The organism is Hungatella hathewayi WAL-18680, from assembly GCF_000235505.1.
Taxonomy (GTDB): domain Bacteria; phylum Bacillota; class Clostridia; order Lachnospirales; family Lachnospiraceae; genus Hungatella_A; species Hungatella_A hathewayi_A.
In genome coordinates this window covers 441,026-465,829 of record NZ_JH379027.1, presented here as the reverse complement: position 1 = coordinate 465,829, position 24,804 = coordinate 441,026, and the positions used below count along the sequence as shown (strand labels likewise).

The following is a 24,804-nucleotide window of genomic DNA, read 5'->3' as shown; positions in this document are numbered from 1 at the left end:
GTTATTCTACATAGGCGATGAGTCTGGAATCGTCCTCCGATACATCTATCACAATGGTATTTCCCGCCCGCACCTGGTCTCCCAGGATAATCTTCGCCGCCAGAGTCTCCACATGCTTCTGCAGATATCTCTTCAGCGGCCGGGCGCCGTACACTGGGTCGTAACCGTGTTCCACCACAAAGGCTTTGGCTGTCTCCGTCAGTTCCACGGACAGCTCCCTGTCCGCCAGACGTTTGTTCAGCTCCTTCATCAGAAGGTCCACGATATTGCCGATATTGTCCCTGGTCAGCGGCTTAAACAGGATAATCTCATCCAGACGGTTCAAAAACTCCGGCCGGAAATGCGCCCTCAAATCGTTCATCGCCATGGACTCCGCCTCCGGCCTGATGCTGCCGTTCTCATCGATGCCGTCCAGCAGATACTGGGAGCCGATGTTGGAAGTCATGATGATAATCGTATTCTTAAAGTCTACGGTCTTGCCGGTAGAGTCCGTAATCCGTCCGTCATCCAGCACCTGAAGCAGCACATTGAACACATCCGGGTGGGCCTTCTCCACCTCATCAAACAGCACCACGCAGTACGGTTTCCTGCGGACCGCCTCGGTCAGCTGACCTCCCTCGTCGTAGCCTACATATCCTGGAGGCGCACCAATCAGCCGGGCCACGGAATGTTTCTCCATGTACTCACTCATATCGATACGCACCATATTGCTCTCATCGTCAAACAGGCTTTCCGCCAGTGCCTTGGCCAGCTCCGTCTTCCCGACGCCGGTAGGACCCAGGAACAGGAAGGAACCAATTGGCTTCGTCGGGTCCTTGATACCCGCCTTGGAGCGGATAATGGCCTCCGTCACCTTCTCCACGCCTTCGTCCTGACCAATGACACGCTGGTGCAGCACGTCATCCAGATGCAGGGTCTTGCTCCGCTCACTCTCCGTCAGCTTCGCCACCGGTATCCCGGTCCATCTGGAGATAATTCTGGCAATCTCCTCGTCCGTCACACTCTCATGCACCAGACTCAAATCCTGGCTCTTCACCTTCTCTTCTTCCGCCGCCAGCTGTTTCTGTAACTCCGGCAGCTTCCCGTACTGCAGCTCCGCCGCCTTATTCAAATCATAATTCTGCTGGGCCTGGGCGATCTCCCGGTTGATGTTCTCTATCTCCTCGCGAAGACCGGACAGACGCTCCACAGAGGACTTCTCATTCTCCCACTGGGCCTTCTGGCTGGCAAACTGGTCATGAAGCTCCGCCAGCTCCTTCTGTAAGTCCGCCAGACGGTCCTGACTCAGTCTGTCCGTTTCTTTCTTCAGAGCCGCCTCCTCAATCTCCATCTGCATAATCTTTCTGGAAAGCTCATCCAGCTCCGACGGCATGGAATCCAACTCCGTCTTAATCAGCGCGCATGCCTCATCCACCAAGTCGATGGCCTTATCCGGCAGGAACCGGTCGGAGATATAACGGTTTGACAGCACCGCCGCCGACACCAGGGCAGAGTCCGTAATCTTCACCCCGTGGAACACCTCATAGCGCTCCTTCAATCCTCTCAGGATGGAGATGGTATCCTCAACCGATGGCTCCGCAACCGTCACCGGCTGGAACCGCCGCTCCAGAGCCGCGTCCTTTTCAATATATTTCCGGTACTCATCCAGGGTCGTGGCGCCGATACAGTGAAGCTCGCCTCTGGCCAGCATGGGCTTTAACATATTGCCCGCATCCATGGAGCCCTCCGTCTTGCCAGCGCCCACAATGGTGTGAAGCTCATCGATAAACAGAATAATCTGTCCGTCGCTCTTTCTCACCTCTTCCAGCACCGCTTTCAGACGCTCCTCAAACTCGCCCCGGTACTTGGCTCCGGCTACCAGCGCGCCCATATCCAGCGCAAACAGCCGTTTATCCTTCAAGCCTTCCGGCACGTCTCCCCGCACGATACGCTGGGCCAGGCCCTCCACAACCGCCGTCTTGCCGACGCCGGGTTCGCCGATCAGCACCGGATTATTCTTTGTCTTTCTGGACAGAATGCGAATGACATTTCGTATCTCGCTGTCACGGCCAATCACCGGGTCCAGCTTCTGGTCTCTGGCCCGCTCCACCAGATCATACCCGTACTTTTCCAGGGTATCATAGGTGGCCTCCGGGTTGTCACTGACCACCCGCTGGTTTCCTCTCACCGTGGTCAACGCCTGCAAAAAGGTCTCCCGGTTGATTCCATAGGTGCGGAACAGTTCCTTTATCTGTCTGTCCGGCTGTTTTAACAGGGATAAAAACAGATGCTCCACGGACACATATTCGTCGCCCATGGCCTTGGCCTCGTCCTCCGCGCTTATCAGCACCTTATTCAAATCGTTGCTGACATACAGCTGGCCGCTGCCACTGCCCCCTACCTTCGGAAGCTTCTCAATCAGCCGCTCCGCCTCATCCCGGAACTGCTCCCCGGAGATGTTCATCTTCGTCACCAGTTTCAGAATCAGACTGTCCTCCAGATTCAACAGGCTGTAAAGCAGATGCTCCTGCTCCATCTGCTGGTTTCCGTGCTCGTAAGCCAGTTTCTCACAGTTCTGCACGGCCTCTATGGATTTTTGAGTAAATTTATTGATATTCATAGTACGTCCCCCTTTCGGAACATAAAAGTAACAATTTCGCTTGTTCTATCCGTACTATAACACACCATTTTAGCACTGTCAAGAGGAGAGTGCTAAAATTTTTTAATGAATCTAAAAAGAAGCCCGCTCTCGCAGACTTCTCTCTCCAAGGCTGGCAGACTATGCCAGCCCTCTCACTTTTCGTTTTCCAAAATTCCGGAACCGGATGACAAACGCCAGCGCCCGGAACGCCCAGTCGATAAACATGCCATACCAGATTCCCAGCACGCCCATCTTCCACACCACCACGAACAGGTAGGCAAACCCAATCCGGAATATCCACATGGAAGCCACCGATACATACATGGTAAACGGCGCGTCAAAGCTGGCCCGCAGGGAGTAAGGCAGGGTAAATGCCAGCGGCCAGATAATCATGGCAAGACTGTGGGCCAGAATCATGTCCTTCGCCGCGGCGGTAGCCGCCGGGGACAGATTGTAAATACCCACCATAAAGCCACGTCCTGCCACCATCAGGGTACAGATAAAGGCCAGCAGTACATAATTCAAAAGCACCAGCTTCTTGGTGTATTTTTTCGCCTGCTCCCACTCCCCAGCGCCCATGCACTGGCCCACAATAGTAATCAGGCCCAGGCCGAGAGCATTTCCGGGAAGGTATTCAAAGGTCACCAGATTGCCCGCCACCGCGTAGCTGGCGATGGCAGCCGTGCCCAGGGAGGACACCAGGCTTTGGAGAAACAGCTTGCCGAACTGGAACATGGCATTCTCCATGCCGTTTGGCACGCCCACCCGCAGAATATTCTTTATCATGCCGCCGTCAAACCGCAGCTCCTTCACATTGTGAATCCGAATCACGTTGGCCGGTCTCTGAATCAGATACATCATCAGCACAGCCGCAAAGGCTCTGGAGAGAAAAGTGGGGATGGCAACCCCTTCCACGCCCATGTGGAGACCGAAGATACAGATAGCGTTTCCTGCGATATTCAAGCCATTCATCACCAGGGAGGTGTACATGGACACCTTGGAATTCCCCATGGAGCGGTACAGGGCCGCGCAGGAATTGTAAACCGCCAGAAACGGATAGGACAATGCGGAAATCCAGAAATAAATCATGGCGTTTCGCATCACCTCTTCCTCCACGCTGCCGAAAATCATGCCCAGCAGATGACGGTTTCCGATGAAGGCCGCCGACGCAATCACTACCGACACCGCCGTCGTCACCAGCAGAAGCTGTCCTGCCGCACGGCATGCCTGCTCCGGTTTCTTCTTCCCAAGATACTGGGAACAGACCACGGAACCTCCGGTAGCCAGCGCTGCCAGCAGCTGGATAATCAGAAGACTGATGCTATCCACCAGGGAGACGCCGGACACCGCCGCCTCGCCGACAGCCGCCACCATCACCACATCCGCCATACCGACCAGCACTGCCAGTATCTGTTCCACAATCAACGGCGCCAGAAGACGCACCAAATCTTTTCTCGTAAACATATCTCCACCCGTACTTTTCCCAAACTTTACTTATCCCTAACAAAACTAATTTCTAATTATAGATTTATCACCTACAATAGTCAAATATATCTTTCCTGTTTTCAACTCTTTTGCCCTTTTTCCTGTCCCGGAGCCATTGGTAAAGCCTCATACACAACAAAATGACCAAAAACAAAAGCAGTAACACCAGCCCTACGGCAACCGTCACCACCGTCACCTTCTTAAGGATCGTCCAGAAATCAGGTTTTCCGCTGGCGGTGTCTCCATCCGCATCTGCCACCCGCACCACCCGTTCCGGCGCATCCACCATCGCCTGTGTCTCTTCCGGCAGCCGCCTGTCCGGATTCTCCGCCGGCTCCATTTCCCTGCCATACACGATCTCGTAATCCCTCAGCCGCTTCCGCCCTTTTGCCAGCGCATTCCGGCATAAAATCCCCTCCTCATTAGCATAGGCGTCCCCGTCCCAGACCACTGTCTCTATCACATAATCATTACCATCAAGCCCCAGCGCCTTCAGCAGCCCGTCCTCATATCCACGAAGCCCCGGATTATCCTCCCGCCGTGGAATCCGGTCATCCCCAAGCTCGTAATATTCTGCATCATAGACATAGAACAATACCGGGAACTCAAAATCCCCCGACCAGTACTCCCGCAGCATCTCCACGGACTTCACCGGCACATACTCCTCTGTCCCTTCAACCTCCACCAGAATCTCCTGCGGCACTCCCACTTTGGACTCCACGCCCTCCAGGACCACCTGCTGCTCCACTTCCTCAGCCCGGCATTCCATCACATTTCCACCCAGAACAGCCAGAAGACAGACTGACCCCGTTATCAACCATTTTCTCATAAGCACACTCCTGTCATTTCACAAATAATTATCACAACAATAACCATACGCACGATTCGATTGTCAATGTGCCCAAGCTTTACAAACCTTCTCCAAACCAACTGTCTTATAATGGAAATATTCCCGATACGGGAGAATAAACAGATAAAGCTACCATAAATAAGAGTGTATTTATGATAGCTTATCCGAATTAAAATGTCAATAGTCTGCCGCGCAGAATCAGGTCCTTACAGGTTAATCCCCGTAATCTTCGGCTCCCCGTCCACATTGTTAAACGTGATGTTCACATCCTCGCCCATAATCACGCCGGCGCCGAATACTTCCAGCTCCTCCGGCTTCACATCGGCAATCTGTGTCATCAGTTTTTCCGTGAACAGCTTATCCTCGCCGATGGCCATAAAGTCATCCACGCTCTCAATCTCGGAGCCCTCGCCCTCTTCCAGGCTTACGTACACCGGGTAGGAGGACAAATCCGCCAGCCAGCCGATATCCTGGGCCGCCACTGCCGCCTGAATCTCCTCCGCGAAGGACTTAATCTGCTCCGGCGTCAAATCCTCCGCCTTCTCAGATTCCATCCCCTCAGCCGTAACTGTGGACTCCTCTGTGGTACTCTCCTCCATCGTCGTTTCCATGGCTGTGGTAGTCTCCACCGCCGTTGTTGTCTCCGTTGTATTTTTGCTGCCACACGCAGAAATTGTCAACATTGTGGCCATCATAGCGCCTGTCAATAATACTCTCTTTCTCATCATAATTACCTCTCTTTCCGCAAAACTTAGTTGCCTGACAGAGTATAACACCCTGCCTGGCCCCCGTCAATGGAAAGCGGAAAACCTTAAATAAGATGTAATGACTATGAATTTTTTATGAACCCATTCATATAATATAAAAAGCTATGCCAGGAGACCTCTATGAACTCACAGCATGACAACGACCTCTTCTCCCATCCCTTCCTGGAAAACGGAGTATTCTGGATTGCCCTGATACTGCTGTCCATGGGCGTCATCACCACCTTCTATTATCAGGACACCGCCTCCTTAAAAACCGTATCCCCTCACATATACCGGTACAACCCGCCTGAGGCCGAGGCGTCCTCCGGCTCCCTGCTCACCATCTACGACGAGGAGACAGGAAAACCCCGGACCGTCATCTCTCTGGACGACGCCGGGGTCAGGTAACTCCTGCACATATTCTACTTATTCTGCTGAAGGCGGAACCGGCTGTATACATGACCGGGCACCATTCCGCCTCTGGCTTCCGCCAGCTCGCTGACCGTCACCATCTGGTAGCCTCTTGCCGCCAGTTCCGGCACAATCACTTCCACCGCATCCGCCGTTGTCCCATACAAATCATGCATCAGGATAATGTCTCCGTCCTGCACATGGTCAAGCACCGCGCTGATTGTCTTTGCCGGGTCCCTCGTCTTCCAGTCCAGCGTGTCGATGGACCACATCACGGCCGACATTCCCATACTGCCCAGCACATCCAGGGATGCCTGGTTGTAAAATCCGCCGGTTGGTCTCATCAATACTGGCGCCACGCCGGCAATATTTTTCACATTGTCATTGGTCTGCCCCACTGACGTGCGAATCCCCGCATCCGTCATCTTGGTCAGATACTTGTGGTCGAAGGTGTGGTTTCCCACCTGACAGTTCAGAGCCGCCATCCGCCGCACTGCATCCGCATTGGCCGGAACCCGGTTGCCTACCATAAAGAAGGTTCCCCGCGCCCCGTTGCTCTCCAGCACATCCAGAATCCGGTTGGTCACCGGCAGATTGGGCCCGTCGTCAAAGGTCAGGGCCACCATGGGCCGGTTGTAGTCAATCACGGGGCCTGCCGGGATATCCGGCGGCTGCTCCCCATCCTTCGTTGTAATCGAAACCTTGATTCCACTGATCATCAGCCCCTGGTCCGTCACACCGGCAGTCTCCTCGTTCTTCGTCCAGGGCGACCAGGCGTCCGACTGGAACACGCTGTAATACACATCATAATTTTCGGCCAGTTGTCCTGTCAATCTCATGCGCAGCGCTTCCACAGGAGCCGGCGTATCCGTTGTCCCGGTCTCCACCAGGTTCTCCGCCCAGTCAAGCCATCCAAGACCATTGACGTAAACCTGGTAAGCCAGTGTTCCCGTCATTCCTTCCGGCTGGTTGCGCACGGATGCCTGAAAGGAAGTCAGATAGCTTCCTGCCGGGGCCTGACACAGGGTGTTGTCCTCGTGCATCCCGCTCCATCCTCTGGCATAAAAAAATCCACTGTAACACGCCTTCAAGCCTTCCTCTTCGGCATTTGCCACAATGGGCTTGATACCCCCTATGATTCCGGCGGCCATACCTGCCACCGTCAATCTCATCAGTATTTCCTTGATACGAATCCTCATCGCTGTCCCTTTCTAATTCAGGTACCAAACACTTTATGAAATAAAAGAACATACTCCTGGTAAGCAGGGTACTCTAAAAGTTCTTCCAATTCTCTCATAATGCTGCCATAATACCACTTATGCTTTGACTTATCTTTCTCATTAAACCGCTGCCAGATGTCTTCCCCCACCATCATATAATCCCTGGCCGTGCTTCTCAGATTGCTCAGCTTGTCCGCCAGTGTCAGCATCTTGTTCTCCAGCGTGGCATGTTTTAAATGCTCCACGGTGGCGCTCTTTCTCTCAAACCAGCTTCCGGACTTGTCCTCCGTCTCCTCAAGAACCAGCTCCGTCACCCGCCTGCCAAACCGCTCTTCCAGCTCCTCCGGCGTCACATCGGTGTCCTCAATCACGTCATGCAGCAACGCTGCCACAACCAAATCTTCATCCTCCGTCATCAAAGATATAATCACAGCTGTCTCCATAGGATGTGTAATATAGGGGATATTGGTCCCCTTTCTCACTGCTCCGGCGTGAGCCCTCCTCGCAAAAGCCACTGCTTCTTCTATCATGGGATTATCCTTCCTGTCACGGTAGTAACTTCTTAAATATCATAACATAAATCCTTAAATTTTAATAGATAAACTTGTATCAATCCCTGTTTTCTGATATGCTAATAATCTAGTAAATGAGAAATTTAATTTCAGGAGGCTATTATCACCATGCGTCAATACACATACAGTAATTCCCGCTCGAAGAAAAGTGCACGCCTTGCCAGTCCGGGATTGAAAACAATCCTGCTCTTCTACGTGCTGCCTTATCTGCTGATTAACGGGCTGATCTTTTATCTGGTAACCGTAAAACCAAAATATACCGTCAGTGTGGGGGAAACCACGGACTACACCACCACCAGCATGTCCCTCACCATCAAGTCCATTCTCCCTACCAGGAATCTGTCCGTCTCCCTGAACGGGGAACCGCTGGAGCTGGAGTCCACAGGCAAGAAGTCCTACACGGCTCCTATCACGGTCAACGGAACGATTGAGGTCTATCTGGAGAGCTTTAACGGGATGGCGGTATCCACCTACGAACATGTCAACATCCTGGACGACGACCCGCCAACCATCGAGGTCGCTTCCATCGAGGACGGTATCCTGACTATCACGCTGTCCGACAGCCAGTCCGGCATCGACTTCACCAGTCTCCATGCCATTAACTCCACAGGCGCTATCGTCCAGCCTCTGTCCGTGGACAAGTTAAACTACACCGCCACCTTCCAGACAGACCCAGCAGGCATGACCCTGTACGTAACCGACATGTCCGGTCTCACCACCGAGCAGCCGCTATCCATCAATGAAGTAGTGGAGGGTGTCGATGGTCAAAGTGAGAGCGGCGGCGACGGTCTGAGCGAAAGTGAAGGCAGCTCACTGTAAATCAACGATACGTAAATAATCAAAAATCAAAAGGCAGATTCCAAACGGAGTCTGCCTTTTCTCATTCATATCATATTGCATGAAACCTGTCAAATTCTTCTCGTAGACTGCCCTTCCAGCAGCTGGGCCTGGAAGATTCGCTGCTGGTTCTGGGACTTGTTCCGGATAATGTCAAACAAGATCCGGATGGTCGCATGAGCCATCTCTTCCACCGGCTGGCGGATGGTGGTAATCGTCGGGTTATAGTAATGAGCCATATCAAGTCCATCGAACCCGGCCACACAGTAATCCTCCGGCACGCTCTTCCCCGCGTCAAACACGGCCTTGCAGGCGCCGATGGCAATACTGTCGGACACGGCAAACACCGCCGTGACCCCCGTATCCGATGCCATCACCTTGTTCATCAGCTCGTAGCCGTTGGACATGGTATAGCACTCGATGTCCTCCTGGCTGTAAAAGCACCACTCTTCTCTGGGTGTAATCCCATTGTCCTCCAGCGCCTTCTTATACCCTTCCAGACGCAGCTTGCCGATACTCTCATCGTAGGGCGTGGCCGCCAGAATCCCGATATGCTTATGGCCCAGACTGCACAGATAATCCACCATCTTGTAGCTCTCCGCAAAGTCATCCACCGACACGCTGGAAAATTTCCCCGCCTCCATCTTGTCGGTGATGGCGATGGTGCTGAGCACAAACGGCACATCAAGCTGGTCCAGCTTCGCCTGGCTGTGGGAGAAATAACCACCCAGGAAGATAATTCCCTTCAGCTTCTTCTCCTTCACCAGTTCCACGGCCACATCCACCTCATCCTCCCCCTCGTCCACGCGGTGGAGGATAAACGAATATTTTTTCTTCTGTATCTCTTCTTCAAATATCTTAATCATCCCGCTGAAGAACGGGTTATCAATACCTTTAATCAACACGGCTATGGTTTTGGATGCCGAGCGCTTTAGGTTCCTGGCACTGTTGTTGGGAATATAATGATTCTCCTTAATCACCTGCAGGACCTTCTGCTTTGTCTCCTCATTGATGTCAGGGTGATTGTTAATCGCTCTGGATACCGTGCTGACCCCCACGCCGCACAACCTCGCTACATCCTTGATTGTAATCGTATCCATAGGTTCCCCCCTCCTTTACCCCTCTCTCGACATAGTACCACAAAAAAGCCTAAAAATCCAATGATAACTTACGCTCTTCCATACAATTCTGTCATTTTTCGACATTTTTGAATAATCTCATCGGTAAACTGGTTCCGGTTCATTCTCCAGGTCCAGTTTCCGCCCAGGGTAGACGGCGTATTGATTCTGGCTTCACTGCCAAGTCCCAGGTAATCCTGGAGCGGAATCACACACAATTCCGCCACGCTGGACTGGGCCAGACGGATGAAATCCCAGTGAATCTCTTCGGCCGGGGTGGATGCATTATCCATATAATCGACGGACAGTTTCTTGTCCTCCTCATCCAGCTTCTCATACCAGCCCTTCACCGTGTCATTGTCGTGGGTTCCGGTGTAAACAACGCAGTTTTGATTGTAGTAGCAGGGCAGATAATTGCTCTTTTCCCTGGAATCAAATGCGAACTGAAGCACCTTCATGCCCGGGAATCCGGTATCCTCCACCAGCTTTATCACGCTGGGTGTCAGGAAGCCTAAATCCTCCGCGATAATGTCCACATTTCCGAACACCTCCTCCATCTTCCGAAAGATAGAGATACCCGGTCCCTTCTCCCACTTCCCGTGCATAGCGGTCTCCTCGCCATAGGGAATCGAATAGTACTCGTCGAATCCCCGGAAATGGTCTACCCGGACCACATCATATAACTTAAAGCAGTAGGACATCCGCTTCATCCACCAGGCAAACCCGGTTTCCTCATGGTAATCCCAGCGGTACAGCGGGTTCCCCCACAGCTGTCCCGTGGCGGAAAATCCGTCCGGAGGGCAGCCGGCCACAGTGATAGGCTGACAGTTTTCGTCAAACTGGAACAGCTCCGGGTGGGCCCAGCTGTCAGCGCTGTCAAAGGCCACATAAATCGGGATATCCCCGATAATTCTGATTCCCTGCTCATGGGCATAGTCCTTTAACGCCGCCCACTGCTCCTGAAACTTCATCTGCTGAAACTCATAGAACAGAATTTCGTCCTTTAACAGTTCCTGATATCTCTCTACCGCCTCCGGCTTTCTGAGTTTAATGTCCTCATCCCAGAACACCCAGCTCTTCGCCTCAAAATGATTCTTAACCGCCATATAAAAGCAGTAATCCATGGTCTCCGTATCCAGGTCCGCTTCCAGCTTCGCCTGCATTTCCTGATAACCGGAGCCGCCCTGGGTCTCCTTCCATCGCTCAAACGCCAGTCTCAGCAGCGTAAACCGCCCCAGGTACTGCTTCTCATAATCAATGACCTCATCATCATCCCCAAAATCTACCTGCTCACACGCTTCTTCTGTCAAAAGTCCCTCTTCTGTCAACTTCACAAAATCAATAAAATAAGGATTTCCGGCAAATGCGGAAAACGACTGATAAGGGGAATCCCCATATCCCGTAGGTCCAAGCGGAAGGATTTGCCAGTATTTCTGCCCGGCTGCCTTTAAAGAGTCCACAAACTCATAGGCCTCTTTCGAAAAGCACCCAATCCCGTATCTGGATGGAAGACTTGCTATTGGGAGTAATATTCCAGATTCTCGCATACGTTTTTATCTCCTTCTTAACCTTTTACAGCGCCTGCAACCACGCCCTCGATAATATATTTCTGGCAGACCAGATAGAAAACAATAATCGGGATAATCGCCAGCACCAGAACGCCCATCATAGCGCCCATATCAACCGAGCCATATCCGCCCTTTAAATACTGAACCGCAATGGAAATGGTCTTAAACCGCTTCAAATCCAAAATCAGATAGGGAAGCAGGTAGTCATTCCAAATCCACATGGCCTGCAGAATCGCCACCGTCACACAGGTCGGCTTCATAATCGGCAGCACCACGTTGAAGAATGTCTGAATCGGCGTACAGCCGTCAATCATGGCCGCCTCCTCAATCTCCAGCGGGATGGACTTCACAAATCCCGTGAACATAAAGACCGCAAGCCCCGCGCCAAATCCCAGGTAGACCACAATCAGCCCCCACGGTGTATTCAGCTTCAGCATATCCGCAATCTTGGACAGCGGGAACATTACCATCTGGAACGGTACAATCATGGAGAACAGACACAGGTAATAAATGGTGGTGGTCACCGCGTTTTTCACACGGCTGATATACCAGGCACACATGGAGGTGCACAGGATAATGGCCGCGACGGAGCCCACCGTGATGAGCAGTGTCCAGCCAAAGGCCTCCACAAAACCGGTCTTCTTGATACCATTGATATAGTTGTCAAGTCCCACAAACATTTTATCCGTGGGAATCGCAAACGGTTTCCGGCTGATGTACGCCTTTTTCTTAAAGGAGTTAATCACAACCAACGCAATTGGGAACAGCCACAGGATGGATATAATTGAAAATACAACCGATAACGCCATATTTTTTGCTCTCTTCTTCTCTCCCATTACTGCTGTACCTCCTTACTTCTGGTCAGCATATTCTGACCGATTGCAATCACCGCCACAAGAATAAAGAAGACGACCGCCTTCGCCTGCCCGACGCCTTCCCATCCGGCCCTTCCATAGAAGGTTCGGAAAATGTTTAACGCAAGCAGCTCAGACATATTGGAAGGTTCCCCGTTGGTCAACGCCAAGTTCTGGTCGAACAGCTTGAACCCATTTGTCAAAGTTAAAAATGTACAGATTGTGATGGATGGCATTACCATGGGAATGGTCACATTTTTCAGGATATCCCAGTTGTTGGCCCCATCAATCTTCGCAGCCTCCACTAAATCCCCCGGGATATTCTGGATACCGGCAATGTAGATAATCATCATATAACCAATCTGCTGCCAGCACATCAGAATAATCAGTCCCCAGAAACCGTAGGTCGAAGAATAAGTCAATGTCTTGTTCACCTGAAGCAGAATGCCGTTCAACAGCAGACTCCAGATATAACCTAAAATGATACCGCCGATTAAGTTCGGCATAAAGAATACGGTACGGAAGATATTGGTTCCCTTAATCTTCCTGGTCAAAAGCATCGCCGCCAAAAAGGCGAAAAAGTTAATCAGTATCACACTCACGATGGTAAACAGCGCCGTGTACCACAGGGAATGTACAAAAGTTCCGTCTGTAAAAATCTTAGTATAGTTCGAAAATCCGATAAACGTCGCATCATTAATGGTGGTAAACTTGCAGAATGACAGATACACACCCACTAAAAACGGAGCGATAAATCCCATGGTAAATGCTAACAACGTGGGCAGCACGAAAATGGGGAAATAACGTTTGATTGCCTTATCCATAAAATCCTTCTCCTTATATTATAAAGCCCTGCACAAGCCTTAGAAAAAGCGGGGTGAGTGACGCTCACCCACCCCGCCTGACTGCGGTTACTATCTAACAATCCCTTAATTACTGATTGGCAGCCTGATACTCAACAGCCCAGTTGTCCACGAATGCGGTCTTCACTGCATCCCATGCCAGTGCCCTGAGCATATTCAAGCAGCGCGCTTCCTAATACATTCTTCCACTCCTCGGAAGGCATGGTTGTGAAGTTCCAGGATACTGCGGTGTTGCCCTTCTTTACATCAGCGTCTGCTGCAGCAACCAATGGGTTAGCCGGCAGATATTCCTCTGTGAAGGTGGTGAATGGTGTAACGAATCCCATCTCTTTTGCAAGAGACGCTCTACCGGTCTCGCTCTCAACTACCCACTGTAAGAAATCTAAGGTAGCCTGGATATCAGCCTCGGAAGCCTTGCTGTTGACACACCAGTAGTTCTCGGAACCGGTACATAAGCCCTGTTTCTCCTCGCCCTCTGCACCGATGTAGATTGGCATCATGCCAAGGTCCTCGTCAGCAACTTCGTTGTCTTTGATATCATTGTAAGCCCAGGTACCGTTCTGGTAGAATACTGCCTCGCCTAAAGCGAACTCGGAAGCAGCGTCCTCACCGGTCTTACCGGAAAGTAAGGTAGGCTCACAGGTAGCATCTGTGATATATAAATCAAAGATTGCTTTGTAGTTGTCCAGGTAAGTACCCTTCACAGCGTCTGTGGAGGAGATACCGTCTGCTTTGTACTCATAGTACAGAGGCAGGTTTGCAAGATGGGTCTTGAATCTCCAGTCGGAGGAAGAATCAAATCCTGCGGAAGCAAATGCACCCTCGATTCCCAGGTCATCTTTCTTTGCCTGGATATCGTCAGCAACTGCTTTTAATGTATCGAAGTTGTTAATCTCATCGATGGAGGAGATTACCGCTCCATCCATAGCGATGTAATCATTGAGAAGCTTCTTGTTGTAAATCAGACCGTAGGTCTCGATAACGTAAGCGATACCTTTTACAGCGCCAGATTCATCAATCAATGCGAAATCATCGCTGGATAAATCTTTGTATACCGCACTGTCTTTTAAGTCATAGCAGTAATCCTTCCAGGATGCCAGACCAACCGGGCCGTTTACCTGGAACAGGGTTGGAGCCTCGCTCTTGGCCATCTCTGACTTTAAGGTCTGCTCATATGTACCGGAAGCTGCGGTTACTACGGTTACCGGCACGCCGGTCTCTGCGGTGTAAGCCTCACCTAAGGCTACCCACTGGTCAGCCTGCTCCGGTTTGAAGTTTAAGTAGTATACGGAACCGTCGCCAGCTGCTTTCGGCTCTGCTGCGGTTGTGGTCTCTGCGGCTGCTGCCGTGGTGGTATCTCCGGCCGGAGCTGCGGTGGTCTCCTCTGTCTTGGAGCCACATGCGGTTAAGGTGCCTGCCAGCATAGCTGCTGTCAGTGACAATGCTGCAATTCGTTTCATTTTCATAATTTGAATCCTTCCCTTCTTTTTACATAAACTCATAAACTATGGTTACTGTGTAAAAACAATTGTCGGTTCTTGGTAACGGTATCGGTAACGTTACCAATTCCTTGGTTTCAATATAGCACACTCCTTGACAGATTTCAAGATAAAGGTGATTCCTATCTATAACTTCGTTAGCTTTTACCAGAAAGCAGGGGCAGCAATTGTGCACATTGCACAATTGCTGCCCCTGTATTTCGAGTTTATTCTCTTTTTTCTGTCTTTGTTACGGAATTCGAAGCGGGAATCTGAGCCCCCTGTTCACTCCGGATATGAAGGTCCATCTGGTTGTAGGGAATCTCAATGCCCTCCTCGTCAAAGGTCAGTTTGATTTTCTCCGTCAAATCCCATTTTGCCGCCCAGTAATCTCCCGTGGCCACCCAGCCTCTGGCGCCGATAATCACCGAACTCTCCGCCAGCTCATCCACAAACGAGACCACCGGCTCCTCCGTCATCATCATGGGATGGGTCTCGAACAGCTGGTGAAGCAGCTGTCTCGCCTTTTTCAAGTCGGACTCGTAGCTGATGCCCACCTTGATTTGCAGACGCCTGCGCTCCTGGGCCGTCACGTTGGTGAGGACGGAACTGGACAGGGTGCCGTTTGGCATAATGACCTGCTTGTTGTCCAGGGTATCCAGGGTGGTGTAAACCAGGCCGATGGAGGATACGGTCCCCTCCATGCCCTCGCACAGGATGTAGTCCCCAATCTTGAAGGGCTTCATAACCAATATCAGGATTCCGCCCGCAAAATTGGACAAGCTGCCCTGGAGAGCCAGGCCCAGAGCCAGACCGGCGGAGCCCAGCACCGCTACGATGGAGGCGGAGCTGATGCCAATCTTATCCGCCGCAGCGAAGACGGTCAAGCCGCAGACCATCACGTAGACCGCCGACGTCAGGAATTTGCTCAGCGTGGCTTCCAGTTCCATCCGCTGGAACGTCCGTCCCAGCATCCTCCGGAGCATCTTGCCGATGCGAAAGCCGATAAACAGAATCAAACCAGCGACCAGCAGACGGTATCCAAAGGCCATCAGGCCGGGAACCCAGCTCCTCATCGTCTCAAGCACCACGTTCGGTTTCAGCTGGGCAATGTCCTGCCGCACCTCCTCCGCAATCGCCAGTGTCTCCGTAAGCGCCGTGGTTTCCGAACCCGTAGCAGCATTTAACAAAATCATATTTTAAATCTCCTCGCTGTTATTTCGTCTTCCCTTTTACGGTTTTCGCTTTCGTAGTTGTCTTTCCTGTTGGCGTGGATTTCGCTTTTGTGGCTGGTTTTTCTTTTGCGGCCGCTTTCGCTTTCACTTCCGGCTTCTCTTCTACGACTGCCTTTGCTTTCGCTTCCGGCTGTTCTTTCGCAGCGGCTTTCGCTTTCACGGCCGCTGCCTTCTTCACCGCCGCCTTCTTAGCCGCCGGCTTCTTCACTACCGCCGCTTTCTTCACCGGCTCCGCTTTCTCCGCCACCGGCGTGCAGCTGAATATCTGGATTCCAAGCGGCGCCAGCTGAATGGTGATAGACTCCGGTCTCTCATCGCATTCATCCTTCTTCGAGGTCTTCACACGCGGGTTGCCCACGCCCCAGCCTCCGAACCGCTCCTCATCACTGTTAAATATCTCTTTATACTTCCCATGGAATGGCACGCCCAGCTTAAACTGCTCGTGAACCACCGGCGCAAAGTTGCAGACTACCAGAAGATTCTCCTCCTGCTTTTTCGTCTTTCTTAAGAACACCAAAATATTATCCTGCCCGCTGGTACAGTTAATCCACTCAAACCCATCCGGATGGTAATCCATCTCATACAGAGCCGGATGGCTGGTATACAGCTGGTTCAGCGCCTGCACATACAGCTTCAGCTGGCTGTGAATCTCATACTGCAAATCCTCCCAGTGCAGACTCTCATTTTCATTCCACTCCGATATCTGGCCCATATCCTGGCCCATGAACAATAACTTCTTGCCGGGATGCATCATCATAAAGCCGTAGGCCGTCCTTAAATTGGCGAACTTGTCCTCCAGTCTCTCGCCCGGCATCTTGCCCACCATGGAGCCCTTGCCGTGCACCACCTCATCGTGGGAGAACACCAGAATAAAGTCCTCGCTGTACGCATACAGCATGCTGAAAGTCAATTCCCCATAGTGATGGCACCGGAAGAACGGGTCATATTCCATATATCCCAGGAAATCATTCATCCAGCCCATGTTCCACTTATAATCAAATCCCACGGCGCCGTCGTCCACATTTCCGGTAATCTGGGGCCATGCCGTCGACTCCTCCGCAATCAGAACCGCTCCCGGCTCTCTCTTCTTAAACACGGAATTCAAATGCTTCAGGAATTCCACTGCTTCCAGATTCTCATTTCCGCCGTAGATATTGGCAACCCACTCGCCATCGTTCTTGCCGTAATCCAGATACAGCATGGAAGCCACCGCGTCCATGCGGATGCCGTCCGCGTGATACTTCCTGGCCCAGAACAGCGCGTTGGCAATCAGGAAGTTGGTCACCTGGGGACGTCCATAATTGTAAATCAATGTCCCCCAGTGAGGATGCATCCCCTGCCTTGGGTCCTGGTGCTCATAGACACAGGTCCCGTCAAAGCATGCAAGTCCTGACAAATCCTTGGGGAAATGAGCCGGAACCCAGTCCAGAATCACGCCGACTCCCTGCTCATGCATATAATCCATGAAATACATAAAATCATCCGGCGTGCCGTACCGGCTGGTCGGCGCGTAGTATCCGGTCACCTGATAGCCCCAGGAGGCATCTAACGGGTGCTCCATCACCGGCATCAGCTCCACATGGGTATAGCCCATCTCCTTCACATACACAGCCAGCTTCTCCGCCAGCTCTCTGTAATTGTAGAACTCACTGCCGATTATCTCTTCCCCGTTCTCGTCCACCTCCACCGGTTTCCGAATCCAGGAACCAAGATGCACCTCGTAGATGGACATAGGGCTTTCTTTCGACTGTATCCTCTCCCGTTTATCCATCCAGTCCTTATCACGCCACTGATACTGGTTGATATCCCACACAACCGAAGCCGTGTGGGGCCGCAGCTCCGCATAATTCCCATACGGGTCCGCCTTCAACATCGGGTCCCCGTTCTGGGCCTTGATTTCATACTTGTAGATCTCTCCCTGGGCCAGCCCCGGTATAAACAGCTCAAAAATACCGGAATCACCCATCCGCCGCATCTGATGTCTTCTGCCGTCCCAGAGGTTGAAATCTCCAACTACGCTGACTCTCATGGCGCACGGCGCCCACACGGCAAAATAGACACCCTTCACATCCCCGACAGACACCACATGGGCGCCCATCTTCTCGTAGATGTCATAATGAATTCCCGCTTCAAACTTCTTTAAATCAGACTCGTTAAACAGCGGCGGGAATGCATAAGGGTCCTTCAGCTCTTCCGTAATCCCATTGTCGTAAGTCACCAGGAGCGTGTAATCCGCCAGGCTCTTTCTCGGAATCAGCACCGCAAATACTCCCGCCTCATCCTCCATATCCATCGGATATTTCTTCCCCAAAGCAGTCAGCTTCACCGTGACATAGACAGCCGTTGGTATAAAAACCTGAATCAGAAGACCATTTTCCGTCAAATGCGGACCTAACAGTTTATCCGGGTTACCTGACTCGGAATAAACAAGCTCCTCAATTGCCGCCCAATCCATCATCTCGTACAACACCTTGTCCATAGATATCCCCCTTGCTTCCCTTAAGTTATTTCTTTTATTCTACCATTGAACCACATCAATTACAATCAAAACTCCGGCTCACCCAAATCCTGTTACTGAGACTCCCGGTAGTAGGCCAGCATCAAATCCACCATCCGCCCGTAGCTCTGAACGCCGTCCTGCTGGTCATTAAACTTCAAATAGGTATCGTTCATCTGGTTGGAGACCTCCGCCACCTTGCCGTCATACTGATTCCAGAACTCCGTGTTCTCCTTCAGATTCCGCACCGTGTCCTCATTTAACTGGCGGTACAGCTCCACATATTTGTCCATATCCTGCTTCGCCAGCGCGTTGGTGGCGTAGACCCAGCCGGTCAGATATCCGCTGTACTGGAAGGAACGTCTGTCTGATTTTAAGCAGGCCAGATACCCGATGAAGTTGGCCTCGTCCTCCCTCATAAATCCCTTCAGATGGGATAACTCATGGCACATGGTATGAGGAATATTGTATGTAGTCATCTCCTGGTTAAAGTTGGCTTCCACCGTAAAGGGCGCATAAACACCACATAATTGCTGAACCGACAGAATTCTGGAGACTGCCAGCGGCTTCGGCACCGGATAATATCCGCCAAGCTCCGGGTACTCCTCCCCCAGCTCCACCATACATTCCCTGGCCTCCCTCGGCCAGCCCTTCTCCATGGAAGTCTTGTCCACCGTCTCATTGACCTTGTCCGTCAAATACTGGCATAACGACGCCAGTTCCTCCACGGAAGACTCCCGCACCTCCAAATCCAGATAGCTGGAAAATGGCCGGCGGTAGTAGTTGATTCCGCAGTTAGTGGTGTAGATAAATGCCAGCGCCCCCAGGATAAACACCATTCTGGAAATGATTCTCCCCGCCTCTTTCCGGTGGTAAATCCCATATACAATCAGGCCGAGAACCGTCAGATAACCGCCGATTTCTATGACGGAAAACGGGAAAAATCCGCAAAATCTTCCCCATACATTCACGATAACCGGGTATAAATGAGTCGCATACCACTGCCCAAATCCCACAATCTGCCGGGCAATCACCTGCAGGACCGCGGCTCCCACCAGAAGATAGACCGTGGCAATCAGATACCACCTGTCCTCTCTCGTAAAAAACCGCTTTTTCTCTATCATTTTTCTGATTTTGTTCCGACTCTTATTCCGGCTGTGAACTTTTGCCTTGGCGCTGCCGGTGGAGCTCAGGTTCAGATTTACGCCGACGGTATTATTTCCCTTCTTCTCCGCCCCTTTCCGCCTGGCCTTCCGGCTTTCCCCGCTGACGCTGACAGGCTTGACACTGCCGATGCTGCCTGTGCTGGTGTTCCTGTTTCTGCTGTTTTTGCTTCTGCTGTCGCGTTTCCCATTATCCATTGTAAAATGCTCCCATACAAATTCTATCTTATGTAACGTTTCTGTCTGCAACAAGTATACCACGTCCCCGCCGATTTCGTTTCACTTTTTTCTTATCTTTTTCTAAAATCCCTTGCACAATTAAAGAAACTCATATACACTTTATAAAGAGCGTGCCATATTCCTGGCTGCTTTTCTATAATTGAGTAAAGAAGGTACCCCCATGCAGAAAAAAGAACAAAACACGGAAAAAGAACCTTTGAACTGGAAGAAAGAACTTCTCAGCTGGGTTCAGATTCTTGTTATAGCCGCTATTATCGCCTATGTGCTCAACACCTTTATCATCGCCAACAGCCGTGTCCCAAGCGCGTCCATGGAGAACACCATCATGACCAAGGACAGAGTGATCGGCTCCAGACTCTCCTACTATTTTGGAGACCCACAGCGGGGCGATATTGTCATCTTTTATTTTCCTGATGACGAGAGCCTTTTCTATGTCAAACGAATCATCGGTCTGCCCGGCGATGTCATCGACATCAAGGACGGCCATGTCTACTTAAACAACTCCGAGACGCCTCTCGACGAGCCCTACTTAAAAGAGGCGATGGCCGTGGAACCGGACCTCCACTACGAAGTTCCGGAGGATTCCTACTTCATGATGGGCGACAACCGCAATTCCTCCGCCGATTCCAGACGATGGAGAAATACCTTCGTCAAGCGGGAGAAAATTATCGCCAAGGTGATGTTCCGCTACTGGCCAAGTTTTGGAATTGTAAAATAACAGAATCTACTAACAAGGCCCCGGCTAACAAAACAGCCGGGGCCTTTCTCATTTGATTAATCTTCTTCCGCTTCCGCATCAGACACGGTAAATACCTGTCTCTTACGGGCCATCTCATCACTTTCCAGATACTCGTCATAGGTGGTAATCTTGTCAATCAGAGTTCCGTTTACAATCTCCATGATTCGGTTGGCCGTGGTCTGTACAATCTGATGGTCTCTGGAGGAGAATATCAGCACGCCCGGGAACTTCACAAGTCCGTTGTTGAGGGCGGTGATGGCTTCCATGTCCAGATGGTCAGTCGGCTCATCCAGCATCAGCACGTTGGCGCCGGATATCATCAGCTTGGATAACATGCAGCGCACCTTCTCTCCACCGGACAGAACCTTCACCTTCTTCACGCCGTCTTCCCCGGCAAACAGCATTCTGCCCAGGAATCCACGCACATAGGTGACATCCTTCTCCGGAGAGTACTGGGTCAGCCAGTCCACGATGGTGTCATCATTGTCAAACTCGGCGCTGTTGTCCTTCGGGAAATAGGACTGGGTCGTGGTAAGGCCCCATTTGTAATTTCCCTCATCCGGCTCCATCTCCCCGGCCAGAATCTTGAACAGGATGGTCTTCGCCTGCTCGTTGGGGCCAACCAGGGCCACCTTGTCTTCCCGGTTTAAGGTGAACGTCAGGTTATCCAGCACCTTCACGCCGTCGATGGTCTTGGACAGGTTCTCAACTGTGAGAACCTCATTTCCAATCTCACGGAACGGGCGGAAATCGATATAGGGATATTTCCGGCTGGACGGTTTAATGTCATCCAGCTCAATCTTCTCCAGGGCACGTTTTCTGGAAGTGGCCTGCTTGGACTTGGAAGCGTTGGCGGAGAATCGCTGGATAAATTCCTGCAGTTCCTTAATCTTCTCCTCTTTCTTCCGGTTGGCCTCTTTCATCTGTTTCACCATCAACTGGCTGGACTCATACCAGAAATCGTAGTTTCCGGCGTACAGCTGAATCTTGCCGTAGTCGATGTCCGCAATGTGGGTGCATACTTTGTTAAGAAAATAACGGTCATGGGATACCACAATCACCGTATTCTCAAAGTTAATCAAGAACTCTTCCAGCCACGCGATGGCGTCCAAATCCAAATGGTTGGTCGGCTCATCCAGAAGCAGGATATCCGGGTTGCCAAACAGCGCCTGGGCCAGCAGAACTTTCACCTTCTGGGCGCCGGTCAGCTCTTTTAACAATGTGTAATGCAGCTCGGTCTCGATGCCAAGACCATTTAACAGGTTGGCGGCGTCAGACTCCGCTTCCCATCCGTTCATGGAAGCAAACTCGCCCTCCAGCTCCGCTGCCTTGATGCCGTCCTCGTCGGTGAAGTCCTCCTTCATGTAGATGGCGTCCTTCTCCTTCATAATCTCATACAGTCTGGCATTTCCCATGATGACGGTGTCCAGCACCTGGAATTCATCGTATTTAAAATGGTCCTGCTGCAGGAAGGAAAGTCTCTGCCCCGGTGTAATCACGATGTCCCCGTTGGTAGTCTCCAGTTTCCCGGACAGAATCTTCAAAAATGTGGACTTTCCCGCTCCGTTGGCGCCTATCAGGCCGTAGCAGTTTCCTTCTGTAAACTTAATATTAACGTCCTCGAATAATGCTTTTTTCCCGATTCTCAGCGTTACATTATTTGCACTAATCATATCTTCTAACCTTTCCGCTCACGCTCTCCTGCGCTTCCATGTTCACCAATCAGAGTCCTGACTGTGAGGGCTCTTTGTCCCTGCGCATCAAAAGAGGGGTCATGCGGCCCCCTCTATGTTATATATCACTCTTATTTTACATGAAATTCTTGAATTTGCAAGGGTTTTTGTAAAATGTTTACAGCATATCCCCGTATCTGCCAAGGAAACTCTTCGTGCGCTCGTTGGTGGAGGCAAATACCTCCTCAGGACGGCCTTCCTCCACTATCACGCCGTCGGCCATGAAGATCACCCGGTCGGAAATATCTCTGGCAAACGCCATCTCGTGGGTGACAATCACCATGGTGATGTGCATGTCGGCCAGGGAGCGGATGACCTTCAGCACTTCCCCCGTAAGTTCCGGGTCAAGGGCCGAGGTGGGCTCGTCAAAAAATAGTATCTTTGGATTCAACGCCAACGCCCGGGCGATCGCCACACGCTGGCACTGGCCGCCGGACAGCTGGTAAGGATAAGCATGTTCCTTGTCCTCCAGTCCCATCTTCCGCAGCAGCTCCTTCGCCTCCCGGTAAACGTCCTCTTTCTTTCTCTTCTGGACACGGATGGGCGCGTCGGTGATATTTTTCATCACGGAGTAGTGGGGGAAGAGGTTAAAGTTCTGGAATACCAGACCGTAACAGCTCTGAATCTCCCGCATTTTCTCCTTCTTCGCGTAGACCGCATTGCCATCCTCACCGGTCCAGGCGGCTTTCTCGCCCAGATAGATGATTTCCCCGCTGTCCATCTGCTCCAGCATGGTGGCGCATCGAAGCAGGGTGGATTTGCCGGAGCCGGAAGGTCCGATGATGGACACCACCTCCCCCTCCTCCACCGCCAGAGAGATATCTTTGATGACGCCAAGCTCATCAAAGGATTTCTTCAAATGATTGATTGTCAAATAATTCATAGCCCTGCCCCCTACTGGTAATACGATAGTTTCTTCTCAACCCGTTCCATAATCACCGCAACCAGCAGGTTGAAGATATAATAGAACAGACCTGCCGCCACAAATGGAATCATGCTCGTCTGAGAAGACGCCAGGGCCTTGGCAATGCTGAACATTTCCATCACACTGATGGTAAACGCCAGAGACGTGTCCTTCACCAGTGTAATCACCTCGTTGGTAATCGACGGCAGAATCCGCTTGATGACCTGGGGCAGAATGATCTTAAAGAAGGTCTGGCTCCTGCTGTATCCCAGCAGCTTGGCCGCCTCATACTGTCCCACCGGCATGGACTGAATGCCGCTCCGGTAAATTTCCGCGAAGTAGGCGGCATAGTTGATGACAAAGCCGATAAATGCCGCCCACAGCCGGAAGTTATTGCTCTTTATCTTGATTCCGAACAGATAATAGGGTCCAAAGTAGACCACCATCAACTGAAGCATCAGGGGAGTTCCACGCATGATGGATATGTAAAATTTCGTGATAGCGCAAATCACCGGATTCTTCGACATTCTTCCAAACGCCACCACAAGTCCCAATGGCAGGGAAAATACCAGCGTCACCACAAATATCTGGGTGCTCACCCACATACCGCCTGCCAATTGCCTTAACATCATCTCAAAACTCATCCTGCTTCTCCCCCGCCGTATCCTGTTCTTTTCCTTTTTAGATCCTGTTTTTTTAATCCTTTTTTCTTAAATCCTATTTTTTCTTAATCCTGTTTTTCACAATTTCCGGCGCTTAACCGATGGCTCTTAACCGATAGTTGTGACATCCTTGCCAAACCATTTTTCGGAAATAGCCTTCAAGGTTCCGTCAGCCTGCATCTCTTCCAGAGCGCCCTGAACGTCATCTCTCAATTCCTCGTTGTCCAGCTTGAAACCAACGCCATACTCCTCAGCCGCCAGCGGTTCTTCCAGAATCACGAAATCGGCATCTCTCTGCCCAATCTGGTATCCGGCCACAGTCACGTCCATAGCGATAGCGTCGATACTTCCCATCTCCAAATCCATAAATGCCGTATTGTAATCCGGTGTTGTCTGAAGCGCGCCAAAGCTGGCTGTCAGTTCCGGATAATCCTGCAATGCCTTCTCCGCGGAGGAATCTGCCTGGACCTCAATGGTCTTCCCAGCCAAATCATCCCATGACTCGATACCGGAATCACCTGCCACTACAAATACCTGGTCATTTTCCATATATGGTGTGGTCCATGTATAGTCGTCCTCACGTCCGGTGATGGTGAAACCGTTCCAGATACAGTCAATGTTGCCGGAGTTCAATTCCATGTCCTTGGAATCCCAGGCGATTGGCTGTGGCACGAATTCAAGGCCAAGACGTTTTGCCACTTCCGCTGCCAACTCCAAATCAAAACCGGTGTACTCGCCGTCATCTCCCACGAATCCCATCGGTGGGAAATCCTGGTCAAAGCCTACGGTAAACGTAGTCTTAGCCGCCTCCGTGGTCTCCGGGGCCGCCGTTGTGGTCTCAGGAGCCGCAGTTGTCGTCTCCGCCGTGGTCTCGGTGGCTGCCTTCTTGGAACATGCCGCCATGGATAAAACCATGCATCCCGCTAATATCACAGTAAATACTCTCTTCTTCATAATAATTCTCCTCCATTTTGTTTATGGCTCAAAAGCTAAACACGTTACCATATTA

20 protein-coding genes and 1 pseudogene are annotated in these 24,804 nt (G+C 51.4%); 3 read left to right on the top strand and 18 right to left on the bottom strand.

The genetic code is table 11. The features are described 5' to 3' along the window. Position 1: 1 nt before the first annotated feature. From clpB to HMPREF9473_RS02220, 4 genes are all read right to left on the bottom strand, one after another. Positions 2 to 2,599, bottom strand: coding sequence for an ATP-dependent chaperone ClpB (gene clpB, locus HMPREF9473_RS02235; protein WP_006778424.1), 2,598 nt, complete (start codon positions 2,597 to 2,599; stop codon positions 2 to 4). 159 nt (positions 2,600 to 2,758) lie between these two features. Beyond that, entirely contained in the window at positions 2,759 to 4,084 is a 1,326-nt protein-coding gene (locus HMPREF9473_RS02230; protein ID WP_006778423.1) for an MATE family efflux transporter, read from the bottom strand. A gap of 67 nt (positions 4,085 to 4,151) precedes the next feature. After that, positions 4,152 to 4,934: a hypothetical protein gene (locus HMPREF9473_RS02225; protein WP_006778422.1), complete on the bottom strand. Its 783-nt coding sequence runs from the start codon at positions 4,932 to 4,934 to the stop codon at positions 4,152 to 4,154. A 227-nt stretch (positions 4,935 to 5,161) separates the two neighbouring features. Beyond that, complete coding sequence (locus tag HMPREF9473_RS02220) at positions 5,162 to 5,683, bottom strand: hypothetical protein (protein WP_006778421.1); 522 nt, start codon at positions 5,681 to 5,683, stop codon at positions 5,162 to 5,164. Positions 5,684 to 5,842: 159 nt separating this feature from the next. Here HMPREF9473_RS02220 and HMPREF9473_RS02215 point away from each other — a divergent pair, with 159 nt between their 5' ends. Continuing rightward, complete coding sequence (locus HMPREF9473_RS02215; protein WP_006778420.1) at positions 5,843 to 6,109, top strand: hypothetical protein; 267 nt, start codon at positions 5,843 to 5,845, stop codon at positions 6,107 to 6,109. A gap of 14 nt (positions 6,110 to 6,123) precedes the next feature. Here HMPREF9473_RS02215 and HMPREF9473_RS02210 read toward each other — a convergent pair whose 3' ends face one another. Together HMPREF9473_RS02210 and HMPREF9473_RS02205 are read right to left on the bottom strand one after the other, a co-directional pair. Beyond that, positions 6,124 to 7,284: a polysaccharide deacetylase family protein gene (locus tag HMPREF9473_RS02210; protein ID WP_006778419.1), complete on the bottom strand. Its 1,161-nt coding sequence runs from the start codon at positions 7,282 to 7,284 to the stop codon at positions 6,124 to 6,126. A 44-nt stretch (positions 7,285 to 7,328) separates the two neighbouring features. Further along, a complete protein-coding gene (locus tag HMPREF9473_RS02205; protein WP_006778418.1) occupies positions 7,329 to 7,862 on the bottom strand; it encodes an HD domain-containing protein in 534 nt (177 codons plus the stop codon). Positions 7,863 to 8,012: 150 nt separating this feature from the next. Between HMPREF9473_RS02205 and HMPREF9473_RS02200 the strand changes: the two genes are divergently transcribed. Further along, a complete protein-coding gene (locus tag HMPREF9473_RS02200; protein ID WP_006778417.1) occupies positions 8,013 to 8,723 on the top strand; it encodes a hypothetical protein in 711 nt (236 codons plus the stop codon). A gap of 89 nt (positions 8,724 to 8,812) precedes the next feature. Here the strand turns inward: HMPREF9473_RS02200 and HMPREF9473_RS02195 are convergent, their stop codons facing one another. The 8 genes and pseudogenes from HMPREF9473_RS02195 to HMPREF9473_RS02160 form a co-directional block, all read right to left on the bottom strand. Beyond that, on the bottom strand, positions 8,813 to 9,841 hold the full coding sequence (locus HMPREF9473_RS02195) for a LacI family DNA-binding transcriptional regulator (protein WP_006778416.1): 1,029 nt from the start codon (positions 9,839 to 9,841) through the stop codon (positions 8,813 to 8,815). 68 nt (positions 9,842 to 9,909) lie between these two features. Further along, positions 9,910 to 11,406, bottom strand: coding sequence for a 4-alpha-glucanotransferase (malQ, locus tag HMPREF9473_RS02190; protein ID WP_006778415.1), 1,497 nt, complete (start codon positions 11,404 to 11,406; stop codon positions 9,910 to 9,912). A 17-nt stretch (positions 11,407 to 11,423) separates the two neighbouring features. Beyond that, positions 11,424 to 12,263 carry a carbohydrate ABC transporter permease gene (locus HMPREF9473_RS02185; RefSeq protein ID WP_006778414.1) on the bottom strand — a complete coding sequence of 280 codons (840 nt, stop codon included), beginning with the start codon at positions 12,261 to 12,263 and terminating at the stop codon, positions 11,424 to 11,426. Then, on the bottom strand, positions 12,263 to 13,105 hold the full coding sequence (locus tag HMPREF9473_RS02180; RefSeq protein ID WP_006778413.1) for a carbohydrate ABC transporter permease: 843 nt from the start codon (positions 13,103 to 13,105) through the stop codon (positions 12,263 to 12,265). The genes HMPREF9473_RS02185 and HMPREF9473_RS02180 overlap by 1 nt, the downstream gene beginning before the upstream one ends. Positions 13,106 to 13,214: 109 nt before the next feature. Beyond that, positions 13,215 to 14,610 (bottom strand): annotated as a pseudogene (locus HMPREF9473_RS02175) (ABC transporter substrate-binding protein). Between the two features lie 239 nt (positions 14,611 to 14,849). Continuing rightward, complete coding sequence (locus HMPREF9473_RS02170; protein WP_006778411.1) at positions 14,850 to 15,818, bottom strand: mechanosensitive ion channel family protein; 969 nt, start codon at positions 15,816 to 15,818, stop codon at positions 14,850 to 14,852. A 19-nt stretch (positions 15,819 to 15,837) separates the two neighbouring features. Then, entirely contained in the window at positions 15,838 to 18,336 is a 2,499-nt protein-coding gene (gene glgB, locus HMPREF9473_RS02165) for a 1,4-alpha-glucan branching protein GlgB (RefSeq protein ID WP_006778410.1), read from the bottom strand. 92 nt (positions 18,337 to 18,428) lie between these two features. Next, positions 18,429 to 19,715 (bottom strand): DUF3810 domain-containing protein, encoded by a 1,287-nt coding sequence (locus HMPREF9473_RS02160; protein WP_006778409.1) that lies wholly within the window; start codon positions 19,713 to 19,715, stop codon positions 18,429 to 18,431. Between the two features lie 202 nt (positions 19,716 to 19,917). Between HMPREF9473_RS02160 and lepB the strand changes: the two genes are divergently transcribed. After that, positions 19,918 to 20,475 carry a signal peptidase I gene (gene lepB, locus HMPREF9473_RS02155; RefSeq protein ID WP_006778408.1) on the top strand — a complete coding sequence of 186 codons (558 nt, stop codon included), beginning with the start codon at positions 19,918 to 19,920 and terminating at the stop codon, positions 20,473 to 20,475. 56 nt (positions 20,476 to 20,531) lie between these two features. Here lepB and HMPREF9473_RS02150 read toward each other — a convergent pair whose 3' ends face one another. From HMPREF9473_RS02150 to HMPREF9473_RS02135, 4 genes are all read right to left on the bottom strand, one after another. Continuing rightward, on the bottom strand, positions 20,532 to 22,169 hold the full coding sequence (locus HMPREF9473_RS02150) for an ABC-F family ATP-binding cassette domain-containing protein (RefSeq protein ID WP_006778407.1): 1,638 nt from the start codon (positions 22,167 to 22,169) through the stop codon (positions 20,532 to 20,534). Positions 22,170 to 22,347: 178 nt separating this feature from the next. Then, complete coding sequence (locus HMPREF9473_RS02145; RefSeq protein ID WP_006778406.1) at positions 22,348 to 23,112, bottom strand: amino acid ABC transporter ATP-binding protein; 765 nt, start codon at positions 23,110 to 23,112, stop codon at positions 22,348 to 22,350. An 11-nt stretch (positions 23,113 to 23,123) separates the two neighbouring features. Continuing rightward, on the bottom strand, positions 23,124 to 23,777 hold the full coding sequence (locus tag HMPREF9473_RS02140) for an amino acid ABC transporter permease (RefSeq protein ID WP_006778405.1): 654 nt from the start codon (positions 23,775 to 23,777) through the stop codon (positions 23,124 to 23,126). 126 nt (positions 23,778 to 23,903) lie between these two features. Beyond that, on the bottom strand, positions 23,904 to 24,749 hold the full coding sequence (locus HMPREF9473_RS02135; RefSeq protein WP_006778404.1) for an amino acid ABC transporter substrate-binding protein: 846 nt from the start codon (positions 24,747 to 24,749) through the stop codon (positions 23,904 to 23,906). Between the last annotated feature and the right edge of the window lie 55 nt (positions 24,750 to 24,804).

Bases quoted from the DNA above. Each gene is read 5' to 3' on its own strand.
- lepB (WP_006778408.1), top strand. From the start codon at position 19,918: ATGCAGAAAAAAGAACAAAACACGGAAAAAGAACCTTTGAACTGGAAG.
- HMPREF9473_RS02225 (WP_006778422.1), bottom strand. From the start codon at position 4,934: ATGAGAAAATGGTTGATAACGGGGTCAGTCTGTCTTCTGGCTGTTCTG.
- HMPREF9473_RS02195 (WP_006778416.1), bottom strand. From the start codon at position 9,841: ATGGATACGATTACAATCAAGGATGTAGCGAGGTTGTGCGGCGTGGGG.
- HMPREF9473_RS02170 (WP_006778411.1), bottom strand. From the start codon at position 15,818: ATGATTTTGTTAAATGCTGCTACGGGTTCGGAAACCACGGCGCTTACG.
- HMPREF9473_RS02230 (WP_006778423.1), bottom strand. From the start codon at position 4,084: ATGTTTACGAGAAAAGATTTGGTGCGTCTTCTGGCGCCGTTGATTGTG.
- clpB (WP_006778424.1), bottom strand. From the start codon at position 2,599: ATGAATATCAATAAATTTACTCAAAAATCCATAGAGGCCGTGCAGAAC.
- HMPREF9473_RS02150 (WP_006778407.1), bottom strand. From the start codon at position 22,169: ATGATTAGTGCAAATAATGTAACGCTGAGAATCGGGAAAAAAGCATTA.
- HMPREF9473_RS02135 (WP_006778404.1), bottom strand. From the start codon at position 24,749: ATGAAGAAGAGAGTATTTACTGTGATATTAGCGGGATGCATGGTTTTA.
- HMPREF9473_RS02215 (WP_006778420.1), top strand. From the start codon at position 5,843: ATGAACTCACAGCATGACAACGACCTCTTCTCCCATCCCTTCCTGGAA.
- HMPREF9473_RS02220 (WP_006778421.1), bottom strand. From the start codon at position 5,683: ATGATGAGAAAGAGAGTATTATTGACAGGCGCTATGATGGCCACAATG.
- HMPREF9473_RS02205 (WP_006778418.1), bottom strand. From the start codon at position 7,862: ATGATAGAAGAAGCAGTGGCTTTTGCGAGGAGGGCTCACGCCGGAGCA.
- glgB (WP_006778410.1), bottom strand. From the start codon at position 18,336: ATGGACAAGGTGTTGTACGAGATGATGGATTGGGCGGCAATTGAGGAG.
- HMPREF9473_RS02180 (WP_006778413.1), bottom strand. From the start codon at position 13,105: ATGGATAAGGCAATCAAACGTTATTTCCCCATTTTCGTGCTGCCCACG.
- HMPREF9473_RS02185 (WP_006778414.1), bottom strand. From the start codon at position 12,263: ATGGGAGAGAAGAAGAGAGCAAAAAATATGGCGTTATCGGTTGTATTT.
- malQ (WP_006778415.1), bottom strand. From the start codon at position 11,406: ATGCGAGAATCTGGAATATTACTCCCAATAGCAAGTCTTCCATCCAGA.
- HMPREF9473_RS02140 (WP_006778405.1), bottom strand. From the start codon at position 23,777: ATGAGTTTTGAGATGATGTTAAGGCAATTGGCAGGCGGTATGTGGGTG.
- HMPREF9473_RS02200 (WP_006778417.1), top strand. From the start codon at position 8,013: ATGCGTCAATACACATACAGTAATTCCCGCTCGAAGAAAAGTGCACGC.
- HMPREF9473_RS02145 (WP_006778406.1), bottom strand. From the start codon at position 23,112: ATGAATTATTTGACAATCAATCATTTGAAGAAATCCTTTGATGAGCTT.
- HMPREF9473_RS02210 (WP_006778419.1), bottom strand. From the start codon at position 7,284: ATGAGATTGACGGTGGCAGGTATGGCCGCCGGAATCATAGGGGGTATC.
- HMPREF9473_RS02160 (WP_006778409.1), bottom strand. From the start codon at position 19,715: ATGGATAATGGGAAACGCGACAGCAGAAGCAAAAACAGCAGAAACAGG.